At 44.5% G+C, this 18,949-nt stretch carries 20 protein-coding genes; 15 read left to right on the forward strand and 5 right to left on the reverse strand.

Going from position 1 to position 18,949, the window contains the following annotated elements; translation table 11 throughout:
• Window positions 1–196: 196 nt before the first annotated feature.
• Complete coding sequence (locus tag MN199_RS12380) at window positions 197–427, forward strand: hypothetical protein (RefSeq protein WP_335739627.1); 231 nt, start codon at window positions 197–199, stop codon at window positions 425–427.
• Between the two features lie 34 nt (window positions 428–461).
• Here the strand turns inward: MN199_RS12380 and MN199_RS12385 are convergent, their stop codons facing one another.
• Entirely contained in the window at window positions 462–2,210 is a 1,749-nt protein-coding gene (locus MN199_RS12385) for a DUF885 domain-containing protein (RefSeq protein ID WP_335739628.1), read from the reverse strand.
• A 283-nt stretch (window positions 2,211–2,493) separates the two neighbouring features.
• Here MN199_RS12385 and MN199_RS12390 point away from each other — a divergent pair, with 283 nt between their 5' ends.
• From MN199_RS12390 to hemB, 11 genes are all read left to right on the forward strand, one after another.
• A complete protein-coding gene (locus tag MN199_RS12390) occupies window positions 2,494–3,519 on the forward strand; it encodes a GGDEF domain-containing protein (RefSeq protein WP_335739629.1) in 1,026 nt (341 codons plus the stop codon).
• Window positions 3,520–3,605: 86 nt separating this feature from the next.
• Complete coding sequence (ubiE, locus tag MN199_RS12395; RefSeq protein WP_335739630.1) at window positions 3,606–4,361, forward strand: bifunctional demethylmenaquinone methyltransferase/2-methoxy-6-polyprenyl-1,4-benzoquinol methylase UbiE; 756 nt, start codon at window positions 3,606–3,608, stop codon at window positions 4,359–4,361.
• On the forward strand, window positions 4,361–4,969 hold the full coding sequence (locus tag MN199_RS12400; RefSeq protein ID WP_335739673.1) for a ubiquinone biosynthesis accessory factor UbiJ: 609 nt from the start codon (window positions 4,361–4,363) through the stop codon (window positions 4,967–4,969). Before ubiE ends, MN199_RS12400 begins: the two co-directional genes overlap by 1 nt.
• Window positions 4,969–6,594 (forward strand): ubiquinone biosynthesis regulatory protein kinase UbiB, encoded by a 1,626-nt coding sequence (gene ubiB, locus MN199_RS12405; protein WP_335739631.1) that lies wholly within the window; start codon window positions 4,969–4,971, stop codon window positions 6,592–6,594. Before MN199_RS12400 ends, ubiB begins: the two co-directional genes overlap by 1 nt.
• 48 nt (window positions 6,595–6,642) lie before the next feature.
• A complete protein-coding gene (tatA, locus tag MN199_RS12410) occupies window positions 6,643–6,888 on the forward strand; it encodes a Sec-independent protein translocase subunit TatA (RefSeq protein WP_335739632.1) in 246 nt (81 codons plus the stop codon).
• Window positions 6,889–7,203, forward strand: a complete 315-nt coding sequence (gene tatB, locus MN199_RS12415; RefSeq protein ID WP_335739633.1) for a Sec-independent protein translocase protein TatB — start codon at window positions 6,889–6,891, stop codon at window positions 7,201–7,203.
• Entirely contained in the window at window positions 7,187–7,945 is a 759-nt protein-coding gene (gene tatC / locus MN199_RS12420) for a twin-arginine translocase subunit TatC (RefSeq protein ID WP_132580905.1), read from the forward strand. The genes tatB and tatC overlap by 17 nt, the downstream gene beginning before the upstream one ends.
• The gene (locus MN199_RS12425; RefSeq protein ID WP_335739634.1) at window positions 7,942–8,454 is read left to right on the forward strand and encodes a hypothetical protein; all 513 of its coding nucleotides are present in this window, start codon (window positions 7,942–7,944) and stop codon (window positions 8,452–8,454) included. Before tatC ends, MN199_RS12425 begins: the two co-directional genes overlap by 4 nt.
• Window position 8,455: 1 nt before the next feature.
• Entirely contained in the window at window positions 8,456–9,262 is an 807-nt protein-coding gene (locus tag MN199_RS12430; protein ID WP_335739635.1) for a TatD family hydrolase, read from the forward strand.
• 1 nt (window position 9,263) lies between these two features.
• Window positions 9,264–10,004 carry a GGDEF domain-containing protein gene (locus MN199_RS12435; protein WP_335739636.1) on the forward strand — a complete coding sequence of 247 codons (741 nt, stop codon included), beginning with the start codon at window positions 9,264–9,266 and terminating at the stop codon, window positions 10,002–10,004.
• Window positions 9,994–10,998 (forward strand): porphobilinogen synthase, encoded by a 1,005-nt coding sequence (gene hemB / locus MN199_RS12440; protein ID WP_335739637.1) that lies wholly within the window; start codon window positions 9,994–9,996, stop codon window positions 10,996–10,998. The genes MN199_RS12435 and hemB overlap by 11 nt, the downstream gene beginning before the upstream one ends.
• Before the next feature lie 58 nt (window positions 10,999–11,056).
• Here the strand turns inward: hemB and gppA are convergent, their stop codons facing one another.
• Complete coding sequence (gene gppA / locus MN199_RS12445) at window positions 11,057–12,682, reverse strand: guanosine-5'-triphosphate,3'-diphosphate diphosphatase (RefSeq protein WP_335739638.1); 1,626 nt, start codon at window positions 12,680–12,682, stop codon at window positions 11,057–11,059.
• Window positions 12,564–13,844, reverse strand: a complete 1,281-nt coding sequence (gene rhlB, locus MN199_RS12450) for an ATP-dependent RNA helicase RhlB (RefSeq protein WP_132580895.1) — start codon at window positions 13,842–13,844, stop codon at window positions 12,564–12,566. The genes gppA and rhlB overlap by 119 nt, the downstream gene beginning before the upstream one ends.
• Window positions 13,845–13,946: 102 nt before the next feature.
• Here rhlB and trxA point away from each other — a divergent pair, with 102 nt between their 5' ends.
• From trxA to MN199_RS12465, 3 genes are all read left to right on the forward strand, one after another.
• Window positions 13,947–14,273 (forward strand): thioredoxin TrxA, encoded by a 327-nt coding sequence (trxA, locus tag MN199_RS12455; protein WP_132580893.1) that lies wholly within the window; start codon window positions 13,947–13,949, stop codon window positions 14,271–14,273.
• Window positions 14,274–14,462: 189 nt separating this feature from the next.
• Complete coding sequence (gene rho / locus MN199_RS12460; protein ID WP_132580891.1) at window positions 14,463–15,728, forward strand: transcription termination factor Rho; 1,266 nt, start codon at window positions 14,463–14,465, stop codon at window positions 15,726–15,728.
• A gap of 81 nt (window positions 15,729–15,809) precedes the next feature.
• Window positions 15,810–17,105 carry an NAD(P)/FAD-dependent oxidoreductase gene (locus MN199_RS12465; protein ID WP_335739639.1) on the forward strand — a complete coding sequence of 432 codons (1,296 nt, stop codon included), beginning with the start codon at window positions 15,810–15,812 and terminating at the stop codon, window positions 17,103–17,105.
• Window positions 17,106–17,145: 40 nt separating this feature from the next.
• On the opposite strand, the gene deoA is transcribed toward MN199_RS12465, so the two are convergent.
• Both deoA and MN199_RS12475 read right to left on the reverse strand, forming a co-directional pair.
• Window positions 17,146–18,456 (reverse strand): thymidine phosphorylase, encoded by a 1,311-nt coding sequence (deoA, locus tag MN199_RS12470; protein ID WP_335739640.1) that lies wholly within the window; start codon window positions 18,454–18,456, stop codon window positions 17,146–17,148.
• A complete protein-coding gene (locus MN199_RS12475) occupies window positions 18,453–18,884 on the reverse strand; it encodes a cytidine deaminase (RefSeq protein WP_335739641.1) in 432 nt (143 codons plus the stop codon). Before MN199_RS12475 ends, deoA begins: the two co-directional genes overlap by 4 nt.
• Window positions 18,885–18,949: the final 65 nt, after the last annotated feature.

Below are 18,949 nucleotides of genomic sequence, written 5' to 3' on the forward strand. Positions count from 1 at the left end.
TACCGTGCATCTATGGCTGGCAAAATAATTACACTAGACAAATTTAAAAGTTCAACTAAGCTTTATGGGCATTATTTTATAGTGCAGTAATTAAATGTTGGTTATGTCTGTAACAATATGCAGAGCGAGAACGGGTTGCATAACTAACATAGCTGATTAAATAAAAACCAGTGATCCCTTGTGGTTGGAGCCAGTAATGTCAAACGAAAGGCGCCAGGTGGATAAGGATATACATTTTTTCTGGGATGATTTGAATCTAGCCCAAAAATTTTCAGTTGCCGAACTGCAACGCTTTGGGTACGACTTACTTTTTGTACGCCACATTGCCAACGGCAGTTTGGCTGTACTGTGTTCGGGTAGCAAAATGGCGGCAATAGATATTGAAGGCCAAATTAATACTGAACCTAGAGTAACAATAAGACATTAACAGCAGCCAATTGGCTGCTGTTTTTTGTTTGTGTTTATATTTTGCTATTTTTTTCAGCAATATAACGCCGCACTTGTTGCTCTAACACCGCCAGCGGTAAACTGCCATTGCCCAAGACTACGTCATGAAATTCGCGCACATTAAAGCGCTCACCCAACGCCTGCTCTGCTTCAACACGCAACCGCTTTATCGTGATCTCACCCAGTTTGTATGATAACGCCTGTGCCGGCCAACTAATGTAACGGTCTATTTCAGTAGTAACATTATGCATTGACAATGCCGTGTTGCTGGCAAGAAAATCTATCGCCTGCTGTCGGCTCCAGCCCATGCTGTGCATGCCGGTATCCACGACTAAACGAGCAGCACGCCACATTTCATAAGTTAAACGACCAAAGTTACTGTAAGGGTCTTGATAGAAACCCATTTCTAACCCGAGATACTCTGAATACAAACCCCAACCTTCACCAAATGCTGAAGTGTAGAAACTGCGGCGATAATCTGGTAATGCGCTCTGCTCACGCGCCAACGCGACCTGTAAATGGTGCCCTGGTACCGCTTCATGTAGCGTCAAGGCCTCCATTTCATACAAAGGCCGTCTATCTAGTCGATAAGTGTTAACCCAATAAAAGCCAGCTTGGTCATCACGCGATGGCCCTGAGTATCTGCCAGTAGTGTACTTAGGCGCTATTTCTAATGGCACGGGTATTACGCCATAAGGCGTGCGCGGTAAGGTTTTAAATAGTTTTGGTAGTTGCGCGTCCGATTTCTTGGCTAAAAAGGCAGCATAATGCATTAGCTCATCCGGGGTTTTGGCGTAAAATTGCGGATCAGTACGCAAAAATTGAATGAAATCAGCAAAGCTACCTGTAAACCCAGTATCTTGGATAACTTGCTGCATTTCAGCTCGGATCCGCTTTACTTCATCTAAACCTATCTGATGCACCTCGGCGGGAGTTAACTGCAGAGTGGTATAGTGTTGCAACCTGTTTTGGTAGTATTCAGCACCCTGCGGTAGCGCACTGGCCGCAATGGTATCGCGCGCGGCAGGCAGATATTCTTTTACCATAAAATCATAAAAGGCTTGGTAAGCAGGGTTAACTAAGTTGCTAATTTTCTCTGCGGCTTCATCGCTTAATTGCTGCCAATCCGCGGTGCTGACAAACGACGGCTGTGATAGGAATGGCTGAAAAAATACACTTTGACGCGGATCATTTACGACATACGAAATAATGCCCTGCTCAAAACCCGTTAATACAGCTTTAGGTTGAGTTACACCTTTTGCTATACCTTGTTTCATCCAATCCGTCTGTTGTTGCATATAGCGCGGTATTGCTGCTAATTGCTGAATATAAAGCTGATAGTCATTTGCACTACGATATTGCGCTCGTTGTGGTAAAAAGCCTAAATTAGCGTGAAAACCAGATTCTGACGTTAGCGGCATATAGTGAGCACCAAAGCGGTACTCATCAATATCATCGGCTAAGCGATAACTTAGAATGGCGTGGTTAATCTGGTTTTGCTCTGATAAAGCGTTAACATTAACTTGCTGTAACCGTTGTTGCCAACTCAAACGCTGCTGCTGACGCTGCTCTAACGCAGCTGGCGACATATCAGTAAGCTGCCCAGGCCCGGCTCTACTTATTTTTTGCTCTGCTTGCCATAACTGTTCGGCTAATTTCGTAAAACCTTGGTCAGCGTTATTATTACTTACCGCACAGCCTGATAACAATATAATTACACCAATCTTTAATATGGTTAATTTAGTGTTAAGCACTATTTTCATTTTAATTATTTCCACAAATAAAAAGACTAGTCGATTGTAATCAATTCATACACAGAATACAGTAAGCCCAACTGACAACACTTACTGTTAGTCGCTTTGCAGCAAAGTAATACTGATGCTTATATATTCATCAATACGCGGTAATTTTATAGTTACTATTTAACGATCGCCTTACCGCTGTTGCCTGTTACTTATATTCGCGTACTATTACATTGCATCGAAAGCATTAACATTCGTTAAGATAAACCCAAATCGCAACATAACCGGAGTTTTGTGTGGCCTTATGAAATATCAGGATTCACTACAACAAGCCAGTGATAAGGCAGCTCAGGTTAAATTATTCCTTCAACGCACTAATCTTGCGGCACACCCAATTAATTATGCGGTCAGCTATGAATATATAAGCGGCTATAATTCTGAGCTTTGTCACATTATTGAACATAAGTTATTAGCTAAAGCACCGCTTGATGATTTTGTTATGGCGGAGCTATATATTCGTTTTTTAGCACCGGCAAATCCACAACAGGAACAATTACTACAAGAAGCATCAAGCATGGTTAGCCGCATGGCTGCTTACTCTGATGTCGCTGCGGAGCAGTTAGATAACTATATCCAGCAATTAGATAGCAGTATGCTGCAGATAAAAAACTTAGGTGCTGATACGCCATTACTAAATATTGTGAACCAGTTACAACATTCCACTACAGAGTTTCGGCTTAGCCAACAGCAGATGCAACAACAGCTATTATTAGCTAATCAGCAAAGCCATCAATTACGCCATGAATTAGAACAACTTAAGCAGCAACGCCTACTCGACCCACTTACTGGTTTATATAATCGACTTGCGATGCAAAATCAGTTGGATATTTGGTTTAGTGAGCAGCCGGGCCGTCGTATTGCCGCTATTGCCGTAGATCTTGATCATTTTAGCCGTTTTAACTTAGAGTATGGCAACACTATCGGTGATGTTATTTTATCTAAAGTGGCGCGTAAAGTTAGCAGCTACGTGCAAAATAGCGGTCTGCCTGTACGATCGGGTGGCGAAGAATTTCTGATTCTACTGCCGGATGTTGATCTTCGTAGCGCCAGCGAAATTGCCGAACAAGTGCGCCGCGGCGTTGAAAAGCTGCGTTTTGTCTCCTCTCGCACCAAAAAAACGCTACCTAAGGTAACCATCTCGTTGGGCGTCTCTCTATACCAACAAACGGAAAATTGGTACCAGTTTTTAGGTAGAACGGCTGAAGTACTGCTACTGGCTAAACAGCGCGGCCGCAACCAAGTCGCTAACGAAACCATGCTCGCAACCTAACTCGATGGATAAAGCCAACAGATAAGTTGGCCTGAGCGCTGTTATCTTTTACACTAAGCATATTTCCTTGCCAACGGGCCCGCTGTATGACTGATCAAAATTCAAACACCACGCATTTTGGCTACAAAACGGTTGCCGCCGAACAAAAAGTATCTATGGTAGCGAACGTATTTCATTCTGTTGCAGCGAAATATGACTTAATGAACGATTTAATGTCATTGGGCGTACACCGACTATGGAAACGGTTCACCATTGACTGCAGTGGTGTGCGTCCGGGTCAGCAGGTACTCGATCTTGCAGGTGGCACCGGCGACATTACCGCGCTATTTTCTAAGCGGGTTGGTAGCACCGGTAAGGTAGTGTTAGCTGATATTAATGCCTCAATGCTGAATGTTGGCCGCGATAAACTGCGAGATCTAGGGCTGGTTAACAATATTGAATACGTGCAAGCCAACGCTGAGGCTCTACCCTTTGCTGATAATAGTTTTGATATTGTTAGTATTGGTTTTGGCTTACGCAACGTTACCGATAAAGATGCTGCACTACGTTCTATATTTCGCGTGCTAAAGCCGGGTGGTCGGCTGCTAGTGCTAGAATTTTCAAAACCAGAACAAGAATGGCTAAGCAAAGTATATGATCTCTATTCATTTAAACTGCTGCCAATGATGGGGCAACTTGTCGCTAACGATAAAGAAAGCTACCAATATTTAGCTGAATCTATTCGCATGCATCCGGATCAAGAAACCTTAAAAGCCATGATGCAAAGCGCGGGCTTTGCTGAAGTTAGTTACCATAACCTCACCGGTGGTATTGTCGCGCTGCATCGAGGCTATAAATTTTGATGTTTCCACTACTGCCTCAACTGTTTTGTGCTGTTGCAGAGAAAGTGCTGGCAAAACTTATTGCTATGGACCCAGAAGCTGAATCAAGGCTGGCACGTCTGCGCGGTAAGCAATTATCGTTTCGGCTTAAAGAGTGGCCAACCACGTTGGTAATTAGCGCAAGCAGCGATGCTATATTATTTAACCAGCACGATGAGCCAGTAGACTGCGCAATTCAAACCAATATTGCCAGTTTACGTTTACTACGAGAGCCAAGCCAACTAACCAAGTTAATTAAGGCCGATGTGTTACAAATTGACGGCGACATTCAAGTAGCACAACAATACAGTCACTTCTTTGAGCAGTTAAGCCCTGATTGGCAACAAACTTTATCAAATTATGTTGGTGATAGCACCGCGCACAAAATAGCCATAGGCCTACAGCAAGCTCTACAATATTTTAATGAAAAAAGCGCCACACTAAGTCAAATGAGCACTGAGCTTGCCCAAGACGAACTAAAGCTGACGCCGTGCTCAGTAGAAATGGCACAATTTAGTAACGACGTTAGCCAACTTGCCGCTAAAGTTGATGTATTGCAGCAAAAACTGCATACATTTCAGGAGTCCTAGTGCGTATTAGTCGCTTTTATCATATTCAGAAAACCTTACTGCAATTCGGCTTAGATGAGTTAATTCCTGCGCAATGGCAGCCTTGGTACGCTAGGTTATTTCGCCGCAGTTTATTTTGGTTACGCAATCGTCATCCAGACCAGCCAATAGGTGTACGTTTGCGCCTAGCGCTACAAAGCTTAGGGCCAGTTTGGATAAAATTTGGCCAAATGCTCTCAACTAGACGCGACCTTTTCCCAGCGCATTTAGCCGATGAACTTGCCAAACTGCAAGATAAAGTACCGCCGTTTGATGGTGCGCAGGCGCAATACCTCATTGAACAAGCGTTAGAACTGACTAGCATTGACCAGCTGTTCATCGACTTTGAGCAAACACCGCTCGCCTCCGCATCTATCGCCCAAGTGCATTGTGCTAAGTTACTACAAGATGATGGCAGCCTTGCGGATATCGTTATTAAGGTAATACGCCCTGATATTAAGCAACAAATTTTAGCTGACTTAGCACTCATGGATACTCTAGCCGAAGCGGCGGCGCGTTTTTTACCCGATGGCAAACGGCTGCGGCCACGTGAAGTGGTATCTGAATATCGCAGAACTATTTTAGATGAACTGGATTTACAACGCGAAGCGGCTAACGCTATTCAGCTAAAACGTAACTTTGAAGGCTCTGAATCACTGTATATTCCTTTTGTTTACAGTGCTTACAGCCGACCCAACGTTATGGTTATGGAGCGTATTTATGGCATTCCAGTATCGGATATTGCAGCGCTGCAAGCTCAAGGTACCGATATGGAACTACTGGCAAAGCGCGGTGTAGAAGTGTTTTTTACACAAGTATTTCGCGACAGCTTTTTTCATGCCGACATGCATCCAGGTAATATTTTTGTTTCGCGAAACACGCCAGAAAACCCGCAATATATTGGTATCGACTGCGGCATTGTTGGCACTTTAAATGCGGAAGATAAACGCTATTTAGCTGAAAACTTCGTCGCGTTTTTTAATCGAGACTACAAAAAAGTAGCACAACTACACGTCGACTCTGGTTGGGTACCGGCGCATACCAAAGTAGAAGAGTTTGAAAGTGCAATTCGTACAGTTTGCGAGCCAATATTTCAAAAACCTTTGGCAGAAATATCTTTTGGTCATGTGTTACTTAATTTGTTTAATACCGCGCGACGCTTCGACATGCAAGTGCAACCACAGCTAGTACTCCTTCAAAAAACCTTACTTTATATTGAAGGTTTAGGCCGACAACTCTATCCGCAACTTGATTTATGGAAAACCGCCAAGCCGTTCTTGGAAAACTGGGTAAAACAACAAGTTGGCTTACCAGCAATTTGGCGCCAAGTTAAAGAAAACTTACCTTTTTGGGCAGAAAAATTGCCACAAATGCCAAATTTACTGCATCAGTATCTTGAACAAGGGCCAAAACAGCAGCGTCAACTACTTGTACAATTGCAACAACTCGCGCAGCAACAACATCAAGCTAAAGCACAAATTATTGCCGCAACACTGTCTGCAGCCAGCCTAATCAGTGCTAGTATAGTGTTTAGTTTTAGCAGCCATATTGTAGCAGTCGCCTTATTAACAGTGAGTTTTGGCTGCGCCATTAAAGCTTGGCGTTAAAAACCAAAGATTGCATTAAAAGTGATTTACTAATAAAGAGGATTACCCATGTTAGGCAATATCAGTATTTGGCAATTACTCATTGTACTGGCGATTATAGTATTGTTGTTCGGTACAAAAAAGCTACGAGGTATAGGCACAGACCTAGGCTCTGCGGTTAAAGGTTTTCGTAATTCTATGAAAGAAGAAGCGAAAACAGATGATACTCCGCCATCTGCTCAGCTATCAGAACACGCTAAAACCGATGCAGAACGAGCACACACCACTCAACCTGTTGACAAAGATAAAGTGTAAATGGGTTTCTGGGAGCTAGTAGTCGTTGCGGTTGTTGCCTTACTGGTGCTGGGGCCAGAGCGTTTGCCTGGCGCTATTCGTTCAGCAAATAAGGTGGTGCGCAACCTTAAACAATTTGGCCAACAGATGCAGGCTGAGCTGAGCGCCGATCTGCGGGCACACGACTTACATCAAAAATTAAAAGACGCTGAAGCCAAAGGGCTGTTAAATTTAACTGAATCAGAGCAAGCCGCACTAGCTGAACTAAAACAAGCAGCATCTGATGTAACTACACCTTTAAGTAGTAACGAAAAACAACATGAGCCGAAACACTAACCCCGATAGCCTATTAGGGCATTTATTAGAACTACGCAATCGGCTATTACGCTGTGTAGTAGCGATTATTGTAGTGTTTGCTGCGCTTGCGGCTTTTGCCCAAGATATTTACCACCTGTTGGCAAAACCACTCATTGCCGTGCTGCCGGAAAACAGCAGCATGATAGCCACCGACGTAGCCGCGCCATTTTTTGCACCATTCAAACTTACCTTTATTGTCGCCATTTGTTTGGCTATTCCTTACATACTATTACAAGTTTGGCAGTTTATTGCTCCTGCCCTTTACAACCGCGAAAAGCGTTTAATGGCGCCTTTAGTTATCAGTAGCACCTTATTATTTTATAGTGGTATTGCCTTCGCTTATTATATTGTATTCCCTATTATCTTCGGCTTTTTTACCAGCGTAGCACCTGAAGGTGTTACCGTAGCTACTGACATTAGTAGTTATCTTGATTTTGTACTTAAGCTATTTTTTGCCTTTGGTTTATCGTTTGAAATTCCTATCGCTATTTTATTGATTGTTTGGACCGGCGTAGCAACACGCGCCGATCTTGCAGAAAAGCGCCCCTATATTATTGTTGGTGCTTTTATTCTCGGCATGTTACTAACGCCACCAGATGTGTTATCACAAACCTTGCTGGCTGTACCAATGTGGTTATTATTTGAACTTGGTCTACAACTAAGCCGGTTTTATCAGCCAACTACTACTGACGACGCAGAACAACAGGAACCCAAACTATGAAACAACTTGCTGCTTTATTTTTACTTGCTGTAACAACCGGCGCTGCAGCGGCGGTTCCAATTGAACAAGCTGTTGAAGTCTGCCGCGCAGAAGCCAATGCCCTGCGCCGTCTTAGCTGCTACGATTCAATAGCAACAAACACCAACACAACGAGCTCTGCTATTACTGCAACCAATGCCACCATAGCAGAAAGTCCAGTACCGACTAATTCAGTGCCAGAAAATACCATTACCGAGCAAAATTCTGAAAATATATTTGGTATGGAGCATAAGCAAAATACAGAGCTAATGGTTGATAAAATTTATGCTACGGTCAAAACAGTATCAAAAACCATTCATAAAGAATTAATCATAGAGTTTACCAACGGCCAAGTTTGGCTACAAAAAGGTAATGATTACTATCCGGTTAAACCCGGTGATAAACACTATATTAAACGCGGTGCACTTGGTGCTTTTTTTCTTGGTAACGATGATAGTAACCGAGCAATTCGAGTAAAACGCGAGCAATAGTATGCTTATTTGGTGCGATATTGGTATAAATCTATTTAACAGTCAGTTTGATACTGACCGAGCTGGGATCTTGCACGCAGCAGCAGAGTCTGGGGTGCGCCAGCTTATACTAATAGGCAGTGATATTGCAGAAAGCGAACAAAATCGCCAGTTTTGCGCGCAACTTAAAGGCTGTTTTAGCACAGCCGGTGTACACCCTCATTATTCCGCAAATACCGAGCCTAATTGGCTTAATCAATTACAAGCTTTACTAAAAAACCCAGAAGTAATTGCAATAGGTGAATGCGGTTTAGATTTTAATCGTGACTTTTCGCCCAGAGCAACGCAGCAGCACGTATTTGCCGAACAGTTACAATTAGCCAGGACAACAACTAAACCCGTTTATCTACATGAACGCGACGCCTTTGATACCCAACTGGCCATGTTAAAAGAGGCGAATATTAAGCATGGTGTCGCTCACTGTTTTACTGGCGATACACAACAATTAAAAGCGTGGCTCGATTTAGGCTTATATATTGGCATTACCGGTTGGCTTTGCGATGAGCGTCGGGGTGACGCACTGCGACAAGCGCTGCATTACATTCCGTTAGATAGGCTACTACTAGAAACTGACGCCCCCTATTTACTACCCCGCAATGTAACCCCTAAACCTGCGAGTAGACGCTGTGAACCCAAGCATTTGCCGCATATTGCAGCAACCGTGGCGACATTGCGCCAGCTTGAGCTATCGACGCTTGCAGAAATCACGCTAAGCAATAGCCGGCGCTTATTTAATCTACCTGATCACCTAGTAGCCTTGGAGGCTTAGCATGACCGAGTTGCTGCTGTATTTTGCTGCCGGTTTGCTACTAGGTCTAGTTGTTGCTGGCTTGGCCGGTGCAAAAACGCTAAACCGCTGGAAAAAAGCCGCGGCTGAGCTAGAAGCTGAATTGCGCAGCCACAGCTTTGAGCTACAAATTACTTTAGATGAATTAGCGGAAAAAAATCAGCAACTACAACAACAAACCCAAGTTGATGCCTTATCCGGTATTTATAACCGCGCCTACTTTGATAGCCAAATGCGCGCCGAAATAAAACGCAGTCGTCGTGAGCAAAGAGTATTGGCTTTAGTACTGTTAGACATAGATCATTTTAAACGAATTAACGACACCCACGGTCACCTAGCTGGCGATGAGGCGATAAAACAAGTATCTGCGTTTATTCGCCAACAATTAAAACGCTCAGCTGATAAACTATTCCGCTATGGCGGTGAAGAATTTGCCTTAATTTTGCCAAATACTAACTTACAAGGTGCTTGGCAGCTGGCAGAGAAAATTCGCCAAAACTTAGAAACCGCACAGAAAACCACAGAGCAATCTTTCGAACTTAGATTAAGCGCAGGCTGCTATGCAGCGATACCTGGCCCAGAAAGCGATAACGATGACTATATTCGTTTTGCCGACTCGGCGTTATATCGTGCAAAAGAAGCCGGCCGTAATCAAGTGCACAGTTATCCTGCCACTGCAGCTGTAGCCTTTAGGGCATTATCAGGAGAAGTTAATGAACACTAACCGCTTTTTTCCCGCTAGTCGTTTACGCCGTATGCGCGAACACGATTTTAGCCGTCGCTTAATGGCAGAGCACCAGTTAACCGTTAATGATTTAATTTACCCAATGTTTATTATTGAGGGCGAAAATCAGCGTCAAGCTATTGCGTCCATGCCTGGCATTGAGCGCTTAAGTGTCGATTTACTACTAGCCGAGGCAAAAGAGCTGGTTGCGTTAGGTATACCGGCTATCGCGCTTTTTCCGGTAACCTCCGCCGATAAAAAGTCGTTGCAGGCCGAAGAAGCCTGGAACTCAGAAGCACTGCTGCAGCGCGCAGTACGTTTATTAAAACAGCAGGTGCCAGAGCTTGGTATCATTACTGATGTTGCCTTAGACCCTTTTACCACTCATGGCCAAGACGGCATTATTGATGAGACTGGTTATGTTATGAATGACATCACCACCGCAGCTTTAGTTAAGCAGGCGCTATCTCATGCACAAGCCGGTGCCGATATTGTTGCCCCCTCAGACATGATGGATGGCCGTATTGGCGCTATTCGTGAAGCATTAGAAGACGCCGGTTTTGGTAATACGCGTATTATGGCCTATTCGGCTAAATATGCGTCTAGTTACTATGGCCCATTTCGCGATGCAGTAGGCTCGGCGGGTAATTTAAAAGGCGGTAACAAGAAAACCTATCAGATGGATCCAGCCAATAGTAATGAAGCCTTACACGAAGTAGCGCAAGATTTAGAAGAAGGCGCTGATATGGTAATGGTTAAGCCCGGCATGCCGTATTTAGATATTGTACGCAGAGTTAAAGATGAATTTGGTGTGCCCACCTTTGCTTATCAAGTTAGTGGCGAATACGCGATGCATATGGCTGCGGTGCAAAATGGCTGGTTAGCTGAAGAACCGGTAGTAATGGAATCGTTGCTGGCGTTTAAACGCGCTGGAGCCGATGGCATTTTAACCTACTTCGCGAAAAAAGTAGCTATATGGTTGCAACAGAAGTAATAAGCTAAAGCCAGCAGCGCATCAAAAACAACCCGTTAAATTGAGCTAATTTAGCGGGTTATTTAAATACAAACTCCCAACCCGCTAATTGCTGATACTCTTGCTCTTGTTCAAGCTCAGCCCGCATTAGTGGGTGCTGCTCTAACCAGCCGTCCGCCATTTTCAGTGTTAGCGCTTCGCCTTTACTGCTAATGTTTACCTGAGGCATCACTTCATCACGACGGCGCATCGATAAAATAACGGCTAAGCGTAAAATTCGGGTTAAACGCACGGTAAGCAATACTGAGGTCATGGTTTGTCGCGCAATAATATCGCGACTAACGTCTGCCCTGTGGTTATGCACTAAAGCCATAACTAATTGTTGCTGCGCCCGCGTAAAGCCAGGCAAATCAGAATGGTTAATAATATAAGCGCCATGATGGTGATGGTTTTTATATTCTATTAATAAACCAAGCTCGTGCAATAACGCACTACAACGCAAAATACTTAGGCCTTCAAATTTATTAAGGTCCCAGCGCGATTGTAACTGCTGAGCTAGCTCGACCGCCATATCAGCTACGCGCTGCGCATGTTGCTCATCAATAAAATAACGCACCATTAAACTTTTTACAGTACGGTTGCGCACATCTATGTGCTGCAGCTGTGGCAACATGCTGTATAGCACACCTTCACGCACCGCACCGCCAGATAAGGTCATGCCGGTGATATTAAGGCAACGAAACAAAGCAATAAGTATTGCCAAGCCTGACGGGAATATTTGTTTGCGCTCTTGTGATAAGCCGGTAATAGTTAGCTGTTCCATACGGCCACAGGCTAACGCTTGCTGCATAATGTCTTCTAACCGGCTTAGGGTAATAACTTCATCCTTGCCCTGCGCTACCAAAATTTCCTGCATGGCCTGCACGGTACCGGACGCGCCCACAGCCAGCTGCCAACCGGTAGCTTGATATTGTTTAGCGATGGTGTGAATTTCTTGTTCGGCATACGCAATTGCTTGATTAAAGTTATCTTCGCTTAACTCGTCATCAGCAAAGTAGCGCTCTAAAAATGTAACGCAGCCCATGTTCAAACTGGCTAACAATATTGGATTAAAACCAGCACCAATAATCACTTCGGTACTCGCACCACCAATGTCGATAACTAAACGGTTACTGTCGCTATTTGAAGTATGGGCAACGCCCTGATAAATAATACGAGCTTCGTCTTCGCCGCTAATAACGGCAACTTTTTGGCCTAAAATAAGCTCGGCTTCTTTAAGAAAGGTTTGAACATTTTTGGCTAAGCGCAAGGTGGCAGTGCCAATAATACGAATATTTTCTGGTGGTATATCCTGTAAACGTTCAGCAAACAATGCCAAACATTCCCAGCCACGCTTCATGGCCTTGCGGCTTAATACCAGATCGTCATTTAATCCAGCGGCTAAGCGAACCTTGCGTTTTACTCTACCAATAACCTGTACTGAACCGCCAACAACTTTAACCATCAGCATATGAAAACTGCTGGAACCAAGGTCAATCACCGCATAAATATCTTGATGCGGTGATTGCTCGGCAAGTTGTTCCGAATTAGCGAGGGCGACGTGGGGCTCTTGAGGCATTACTACTACGTCCAGCGCCTGGGCGACTTCCAGTTCTAGCTTGGCCAGCACGACGACGAACGCGTGGTTTTGGCGTTTTAAGATCATCCAGCAAACCGCTGGCATCATACTGAGTTACAGTAATCGGATGGCGAATATAGTCTTCAATTGCTGTAAGGTTCAGTGCATAGCGCTCGCAGGCAAAGCTAATTGCCTTACCACTTTCACCCGCTCGACCGGTACGACCAATACGATGCACATAATCTTCGCAATCGTCGGGTAGGTCATAATTAAATACATGACTCACTTTAGGAATGTGTAAACCGCGCGCGGCAACGTCTGTGGCAACCAAGATATCTAATTTACCGCTAGTAAAATCTTCTAGAATACGCAGTCGTTTTTTCTGAATAACATCGCCCGTTAATAACCCAACGCGATGGCCGTCAGCTTCTAACCATGCATGCACTTCTTCACACCAGTGTTTGGTATTGGCAAATACAATGGCTTTATCTGGCCACTCTTCTTCCATTAACGTTAATAACAATGGCAGCTTATGCTCGTCTGAAGGGTAGAACAACTCTTCACTAATGCGGCTACCTGTCATTTCCTCTGGTGCAATATGGATATGTTCTGGCTGGTTCATTTTTTCAAATGCCAGCTCTTGTACCTTGTAAGACAAGGTAGCTGAAAACAATAAGCTTAAACGCTCAGTAGCCGGTGGCATACGATTGAACATAAAGCGAATATCTTTAATAAAGCCCAGATCAAACATCCGATCGGCTTCATCTAGTACTACAACTTGAATTTGTGAAAGGTCGTATAGACCTTGTTTTAAATAATCAATTAAGCGGCCAGTAGTGCCAATTAAAATATCTACGCCATTTTCTAACAGCTGGCGTTGAGTATCATAACCTTCGCCCCCATAAATCAAGCCAAGACGTAGGCCTGATTTTTCAGCCATCATTTTTGCATCATGATGGATCTGAACAGCCAACTCTCGCGTAGGAGCCATTATAATGGCGCGCGGCTGACCTGAACCCTTAGGTTCATGGGTAAGCAGGTAGTGAAATGTGGCGGTTAAAAACGCTAATGTTTTACCCGTGCCCGTTTGAGCTTGACCGGCAATATCTTTACCGGCTAATGCCAAAGGTAAACATTGTGCCTGAATGGGCGTACAATAGCCGTAACCTTGCGCGCTTAATGCGTCAAGAACCTGTGGTGCCAATGCAAAATCGGCGAATTTATGTGATGTTAAGTGTGTTTTATTCATACGGCGCTAAGCATAACCGTTACGCTTGCAATAAGGAACAGCCACGTTTAAATTGATAGCACTTTTTTGCAGCCATGCTGCGTACCACTAGCGGAGACACAAATGAGCGAACATATTTTACAGGTTTCTGATGACAGCTTTGAAACCGATGTCCTGAAATCTGAAACCCCGGTTTTAGTTGATTTCTGGGCAGAATGGTGTGGTCCATGTAAAATGATCGCTCCTATTTTGGACGATGTAGCCAAAGAATACACTGACAAAGTAGTCGTAGCGAAAGTGAATATTGACCACAACCCAAACACCCCACCTAAGTTTGGTATTCGTGGTATACCAACCTTGCTGTTGTTTAAAAACGGCCAGGTTGCAGCGACCAAAGTTGGTGCATTATCCAAAACTCAGTTAAAAGAGTTTTTAGACGCTAATATCTGATTTTTGTTAAAAGGCGTATTTTTATACGCCTTTTTTTGTTTCAACGCTGGACGCACCAGTAGTCAGCTGCTATTGTGTAGCAAATAATACGTTCTAAACTACGCTTGTCTGTCGAATACCACCTCCAATCTTATTTTATCGATCTGATAAGCATTACCCTGTTTTTATATCAACAAGAAACCCATCAATATGCATTTAACAGAACTGAAACTAAAGCCAATTAGTGAGCTAGTTGAATTGGCTGAGTCTATGGGCCAAGAAAATATGGCCCGCCTGCGCAAACAGGACATTATTTTCGCCATCTTAAAATCACATGCCAAAAACGGCGAAGAAATCTTCGGCGCTGGCGTGCTGGAAATCCTGCAGGACGGTTTCGGTTTTCTGCGCTCCGGCGATAGCTCATACTTAGCAGGACCGGACGATATTTATGTATCGCCAAGTCAAATTCGTCGTTTTAACTTACGTACTGGTGACAGTATTGCTGGCCTTATTCGCCCACCTAAAGAAGGTGAGCGTTATTTTGCCCTATTAAAAGTTAATGAAGTTAACTTTGGCCGGCCAGAACAAGCTCGTAACAAAATTTTATTTGAAAACTTAACGCCTTTACATGCCAATTCACGCCTGCGCATGGAGCGTGGTAATGGTAGTCGTGAAGATATTACTGCTCGGGTATTAGACCTAGCGGCGCCAATAGGCAAAGGTCAGCGCGGCTTAATTGTTGCACCACCTAAAGCCGGTAAAACCATCTTATTACAAAACATTGCGCAATCAATCGCGGCTAATCACCCTGACTGTGTGTTGATGGTATTGCTAATTGATGAGCGGCCAGAAGAAGTTACCGAAATGCAGCGCTTAGTTAAAGGTGAAGTTATTGCTTCTACCTTCGACGAGCCAGCTAGCCGGCACGTGCAAGTTGCTGAAATGGTAATTGAAAAAGCCAAGCGTTTAGTTGAGCATAAAAAAGACGTTATTATTTTGCTCGATTCTATTACCCGTTTAGCCCGTGCTTACAATACCGTTATTCCAAGCTCAGGCAAGGTATTAACTGGTGGTGTTGACGCTAACGCGCTACACAAACCAAAGCGTTTTTTTGGTGCGGCGCGTAATGTAGAAGAAGGCGGCAGCTTAACGATTATCGCTACCGCTTTAGTAGATACCGGTTCAAAAATGGACGAGGTTATTTACGAAGAGTTTAAAGGCACCGGTAATATGGAACTGCACTTATCGCGCAAAATTGCTGAGCGCCGCGTATTCCCAGCCATCGACTTTAACCGTTCAGGTACGCGTCGTGAAGAGCTATTGGCCTCTGCTGATGAGCTACAGAAAATGTGGATTTTACGTAAGATCATCCATCCAATGGATGAAACCGATGGTATTGAATTCTTAATCGATCGGTTATTAATGACTAAAACCAATGACGAGTTCTTTGATGCCATGAAGCGGCAAAAAAGTTAACCGACGAAACCGGCTTACTAGCCGGTTTTTTATTGCCTATAATTTACGCTTTAGCACCTTTTTCAGTAGAAGGACATAACCATGGAAAACCCACGTATAGTCGTTATTGGCGGTGGCGCTGGCGGTTTAGAGTTAGTTACTTATTTAGGTAATAAACTTGGCCGTAAAGGTAAAGCCAAAATTACGTTAATTGACCGCGGTACTACCCATATCTGGAAACCGTTATTACATGAAGTCGCTACCGGCACCCTAGATGTTGAAATTGATCAGTTAAGCTATCGTGCACATGCCGCAGCGCACGGCTTTGAGTTTCAGCTAGGTAATTTTTGTGCGCTAAATCGAGCCGATAAGCACGTTACGCTAGCTGCGGTACTAGACGATGACGGCAATGAAGTGCTGTCGGCTCGTACGCTTAATTATGACTATCTGGTACTGGCAATTGGCAGTATCTCGAATCACTTTAATACGCCGGGTGTAGCAGAGCACTGCATTTTTCTCGATAGCCCAGCGCAAGCACAACGTTTTCAGCGTCATTTACTTGATGCTTACTTAAAGCTTAACTCGCCAGCCCACCCTAAAGATAAACTAAATATTGCTATTGTTGGTGCAGGTGCCACTGGCGTAGAGCTTGCTGCTGAGTTATATCATGCCGCCGCCGAGCTAAACCTATATGGTTTTGCCGATTTAAGAAAAGACCGGCTTAATATCAGTATTATAGAAGCAGGCCCGCGCATTTTGCCCGCGCTACCCGAACGTATTGCCTCTGCGGCATTAAAAGAGTTACAAAAACTTGGTGTACATGTACGCACTAGCACTAAGGTAACGGCAGCCGATAATGCTGGCTTGCAATTAGGTGACGAACATCTAGAGGCTGAACTGATGGTTTGGGCCGCAGGCATTAAAGCCCCAGACTTTTTAGCTAATTTAGACGGTCTAGAGCATAATCGGCTAAACCAATTACTGGTTAATAGCAAATTGTACACCACGTTAGATAGTAGAATTTACGCTATTGGCGACTGCGCTGGGTTTGCTTTACCTGATAATAAATGGGTACCACCGCGAGCGCAGTCAGCGCACCAAATGGCCAGCGTAGTTGCTAAAAACATCATCGCCGAGCTTAACAATAAGCCACTTCGAGATTTCCATTATAAAGATCATGGCTCACTGATTTCACTCAGCCGCTTTGGTGCTGTTGGTAATCTAATGGGCAACTTGGTTGGCGGTACCATGATGATAGAAGGCCGTATTGCTCGAGTAGCTTATATTTCGCTGTATCGTATGCATCAAGTGGCGCTACATGGCTGGATAAAAATGTTGGTAATTAGCTTAGTAGCGCGCATTAATCGGATTGTTCGGCCTCGGCTAAAGCTGCATTAGGCTAATTCTGGCGCTTTGTGCTATCAAGCGCCGGCATAAATTAACCAATGCTATGGTGCACCAAAGGCAACGCGATAGAATTTGTACCAATATTTAGCGCGGCCAAATACTCTTTCGTTGCAACCGTCGCGGCCTCAAGCGTTGCAGCATGCACTTTAGCAATTACGTCACCTTGTTGCACTTTGCTACCGCAAGCTTGAATATGGCTAAAACCTACGGCAGGGTCAATTTTCTGGCTGGGGTGCGAGCGGCCGCCGCCTAAGCGCACTACTGCCATACCTAGGCCTACCGTATCGGTATAGTTTACATAACCGGTTTCTGGGGCTAAAACATCCTGTACTACTGGCGCACGAGCTAAGTATTGCTCTGGCTTTTCCAGTAAATCGCTTGGCCCACCTAAGGCTGACACCATGTTAGCGAATATTTCGGCGGCTTTGCCTGAACTTAAACTTTGCTCTAACGCCGCTATTGCCGCTGACTTCTCGTTAAATAAGCCACCGAGCATTAACATATTTGCGCCAAGCTCTAGCGTTATTTGATGCAAGCGCGGCTCACGATACTTACCCGTTAAGTAGTCTAATGTTTCAACTATTTCTAATGCATTACCGGCGGTGCAGCCTAAAATCTGGTTCATATCAGTTAGTAATGCTCGCGTTGGTACATTAGCACCGTTAGCCACATTTACTATGCTAGTGGCCAGCGCCGAGGCATCATCAATAGTACGCATAATGGCGCCATTACCAATTTTCACGTCCATTACTAACGCGTCTAAGCCTTCTGATAATTTTTTCGATAAAATAGAAGCGGTAATAAGCGGGATAGACTCTACAGTGGCAGTAACATCACGTATTGCATAAAGCCGGCGGTCAGCCGGCGCTAATTGGCTACTTTGACCAACAATAACACAGCCTAACTTAGGTAATAATTGCTGAATTTTATCCAGTGACTGCGTGCAGTTATAACCGGGTATGGCTTCTAGCTTATCAACTGTGCCGCCAGTATGGCCTAAACCACGACCGGCAATACTAGGCATAAAAGCGCCGCACGCGGCTACCATTGGCGCGAGCATTAGGGTAACTTTGTCGCCTACACCGCCGGTACTATGCTTATCAACCACTGGTCCATTTAATTTACCCTGCCAGTTAAAAACCGTGCCGCTGTCGCGCATGGCTAATGTTAAGGCCACTATCTCGTCAACGTTCATACCATTTAAGTAAATAGACATCGCCAGCGCGGCAACCTGACCCTCGCTAAAGCTATCGTCGGTTAAGCCACGAACAAACTGCTGGATCTCAGCTGTGCTCAAGGCACTACCGTTACGTTTTGTTTTAATGATTTCCTGTGGGATCATGTATTGCCATCCACTTTTGTGCTGTTCGCCAAATACGTAGGTGTAAATGCTGCAGGTAGCAGCTCAACTAGAGACCAAGTTTGTTGTTGCTGCAGATGATTACAGCTGGCTACTGGCGCATCCGGCATAAAAAACTCAGCAATAACCTGCCGACAAATACCACAAGGTGGTGTTAACTGTGCTTGCGGCGTATAGACCATTAAAGCGTCGAATTTGCGCTCACCGGCGACGATTGCTGCACCTATTGCGTTGCGCTCGGCGCACACGGTGCCGCCGTAAGAAGCATTTTCGACGTTACAGCCGGTATATATTTTCCCGCTTTGTGCTAACACAGCTACACCGACTGGGAATTTACTATAAGGTGCGTAGGCTTGTTCTGAGGCGTGTTTTGCCGCTAATTGTAGGGCTGCCCAGTTTATATTGCTCACTGGCTAAACTCTCGTTAGTTATGGGCATACAGTGTTACTGTGAATTAGCCTGCGGTCAAGCCTTC

Origin of the sequence: Rheinheimera metallidurans, assembly GCF_036983985.1 — a bacterium.
Lineage (GTDB): Bacteria > Pseudomonadota > Gammaproteobacteria > Enterobacterales > Alteromonadaceae > Alishewanella > Alishewanella metallidurans.

Coding starts and splice junctions, on each gene's coding strand:
- MN199_RS12380 (WP_335739627.1), top strand. CDS start 197: ATGTCAAACGAAAGGCGCCAGGTGGATAAGGATATACATTTTTTCTGG.
- MN199_RS12385 (WP_335739628.1), bottom strand. CDS start 2,210: ATGAAAATAGTGCTTAACACTAAATTAACCATATTAAAGATTGGTGTA.
- MN199_RS12390 (WP_335739629.1), top strand. CDS start 2,494: ATGAAATATCAGGATTCACTACAACAAGCCAGTGATAAGGCAGCTCAG.
- ubiE (WP_335739630.1), top strand. CDS start 3,606: ATGACTGATCAAAATTCAAACACCACGCATTTTGGCTACAAAACGGTT.
- MN199_RS12400 (WP_335739673.1), top strand. CDS start 4,361: ATGTTTCCACTACTGCCTCAACTGTTTTGTGCTGTTGCAGAGAAAGTG.
- tatA (WP_335739632.1), top strand. CDS start 6,643: ATGTTAGGCAATATCAGTATTTGGCAATTACTCATTGTACTGGCGATT.
- tatB (WP_335739633.1), top strand. CDS start 6,889: ATGGGTTTCTGGGAGCTAGTAGTCGTTGCGGTTGTTGCCTTACTGGTG.
- tatC (WP_132580905.1), top strand. CDS start 7,187: ATGAGCCGAAACACTAACCCCGATAGCCTATTAGGGCATTTATTAGAA.
- MN199_RS12425 (WP_335739634.1), top strand. CDS start 7,942: ATGAAACAACTTGCTGCTTTATTTTTACTTGCTGTAACAACCGGCGCT.
- MN199_RS12430 (WP_335739635.1), top strand. CDS start 8,456: ATGCTTATTTGGTGCGATATTGGTATAAATCTATTTAACAGTCAGTTT.
- MN199_RS12435 (WP_335739636.1), top strand. CDS start 9,264: ATGACCGAGTTGCTGCTGTATTTTGCTGCCGGTTTGCTACTAGGTCTA.
- hemB (WP_335739637.1), top strand. CDS start 9,994: ATGAACACTAACCGCTTTTTTCCCGCTAGTCGTTTACGCCGTATGCGC.
- gppA (WP_335739638.1), bottom strand. CDS start 12,682: ATGATCTTAAAACGCCAAAACCACGCGTTCGTCGTCGTGCTGGCCAAG.
- rhlB (WP_132580895.1), bottom strand. CDS start 13,844: ATGAATAAAACACACTTAACATCACATAAATTCGCCGATTTTGCATTG.
- trxA (WP_132580893.1), top strand. CDS start 13,947: ATGAGCGAACATATTTTACAGGTTTCTGATGACAGCTTTGAAACCGAT.
- rho (WP_132580891.1), top strand. CDS start 14,463: ATGCATTTAACAGAACTGAAACTAAAGCCAATTAGTGAGCTAGTTGAA.
- MN199_RS12465 (WP_335739639.1), top strand. CDS start 15,810: ATGGAAAACCCACGTATAGTCGTTATTGGCGGTGGCGCTGGCGGTTTA.
- deoA (WP_335739640.1), bottom strand. CDS start 18,456: ATGATCCCACAGGAAATCATTAAAACAAAACGTAACGGTAGTGCCTTG.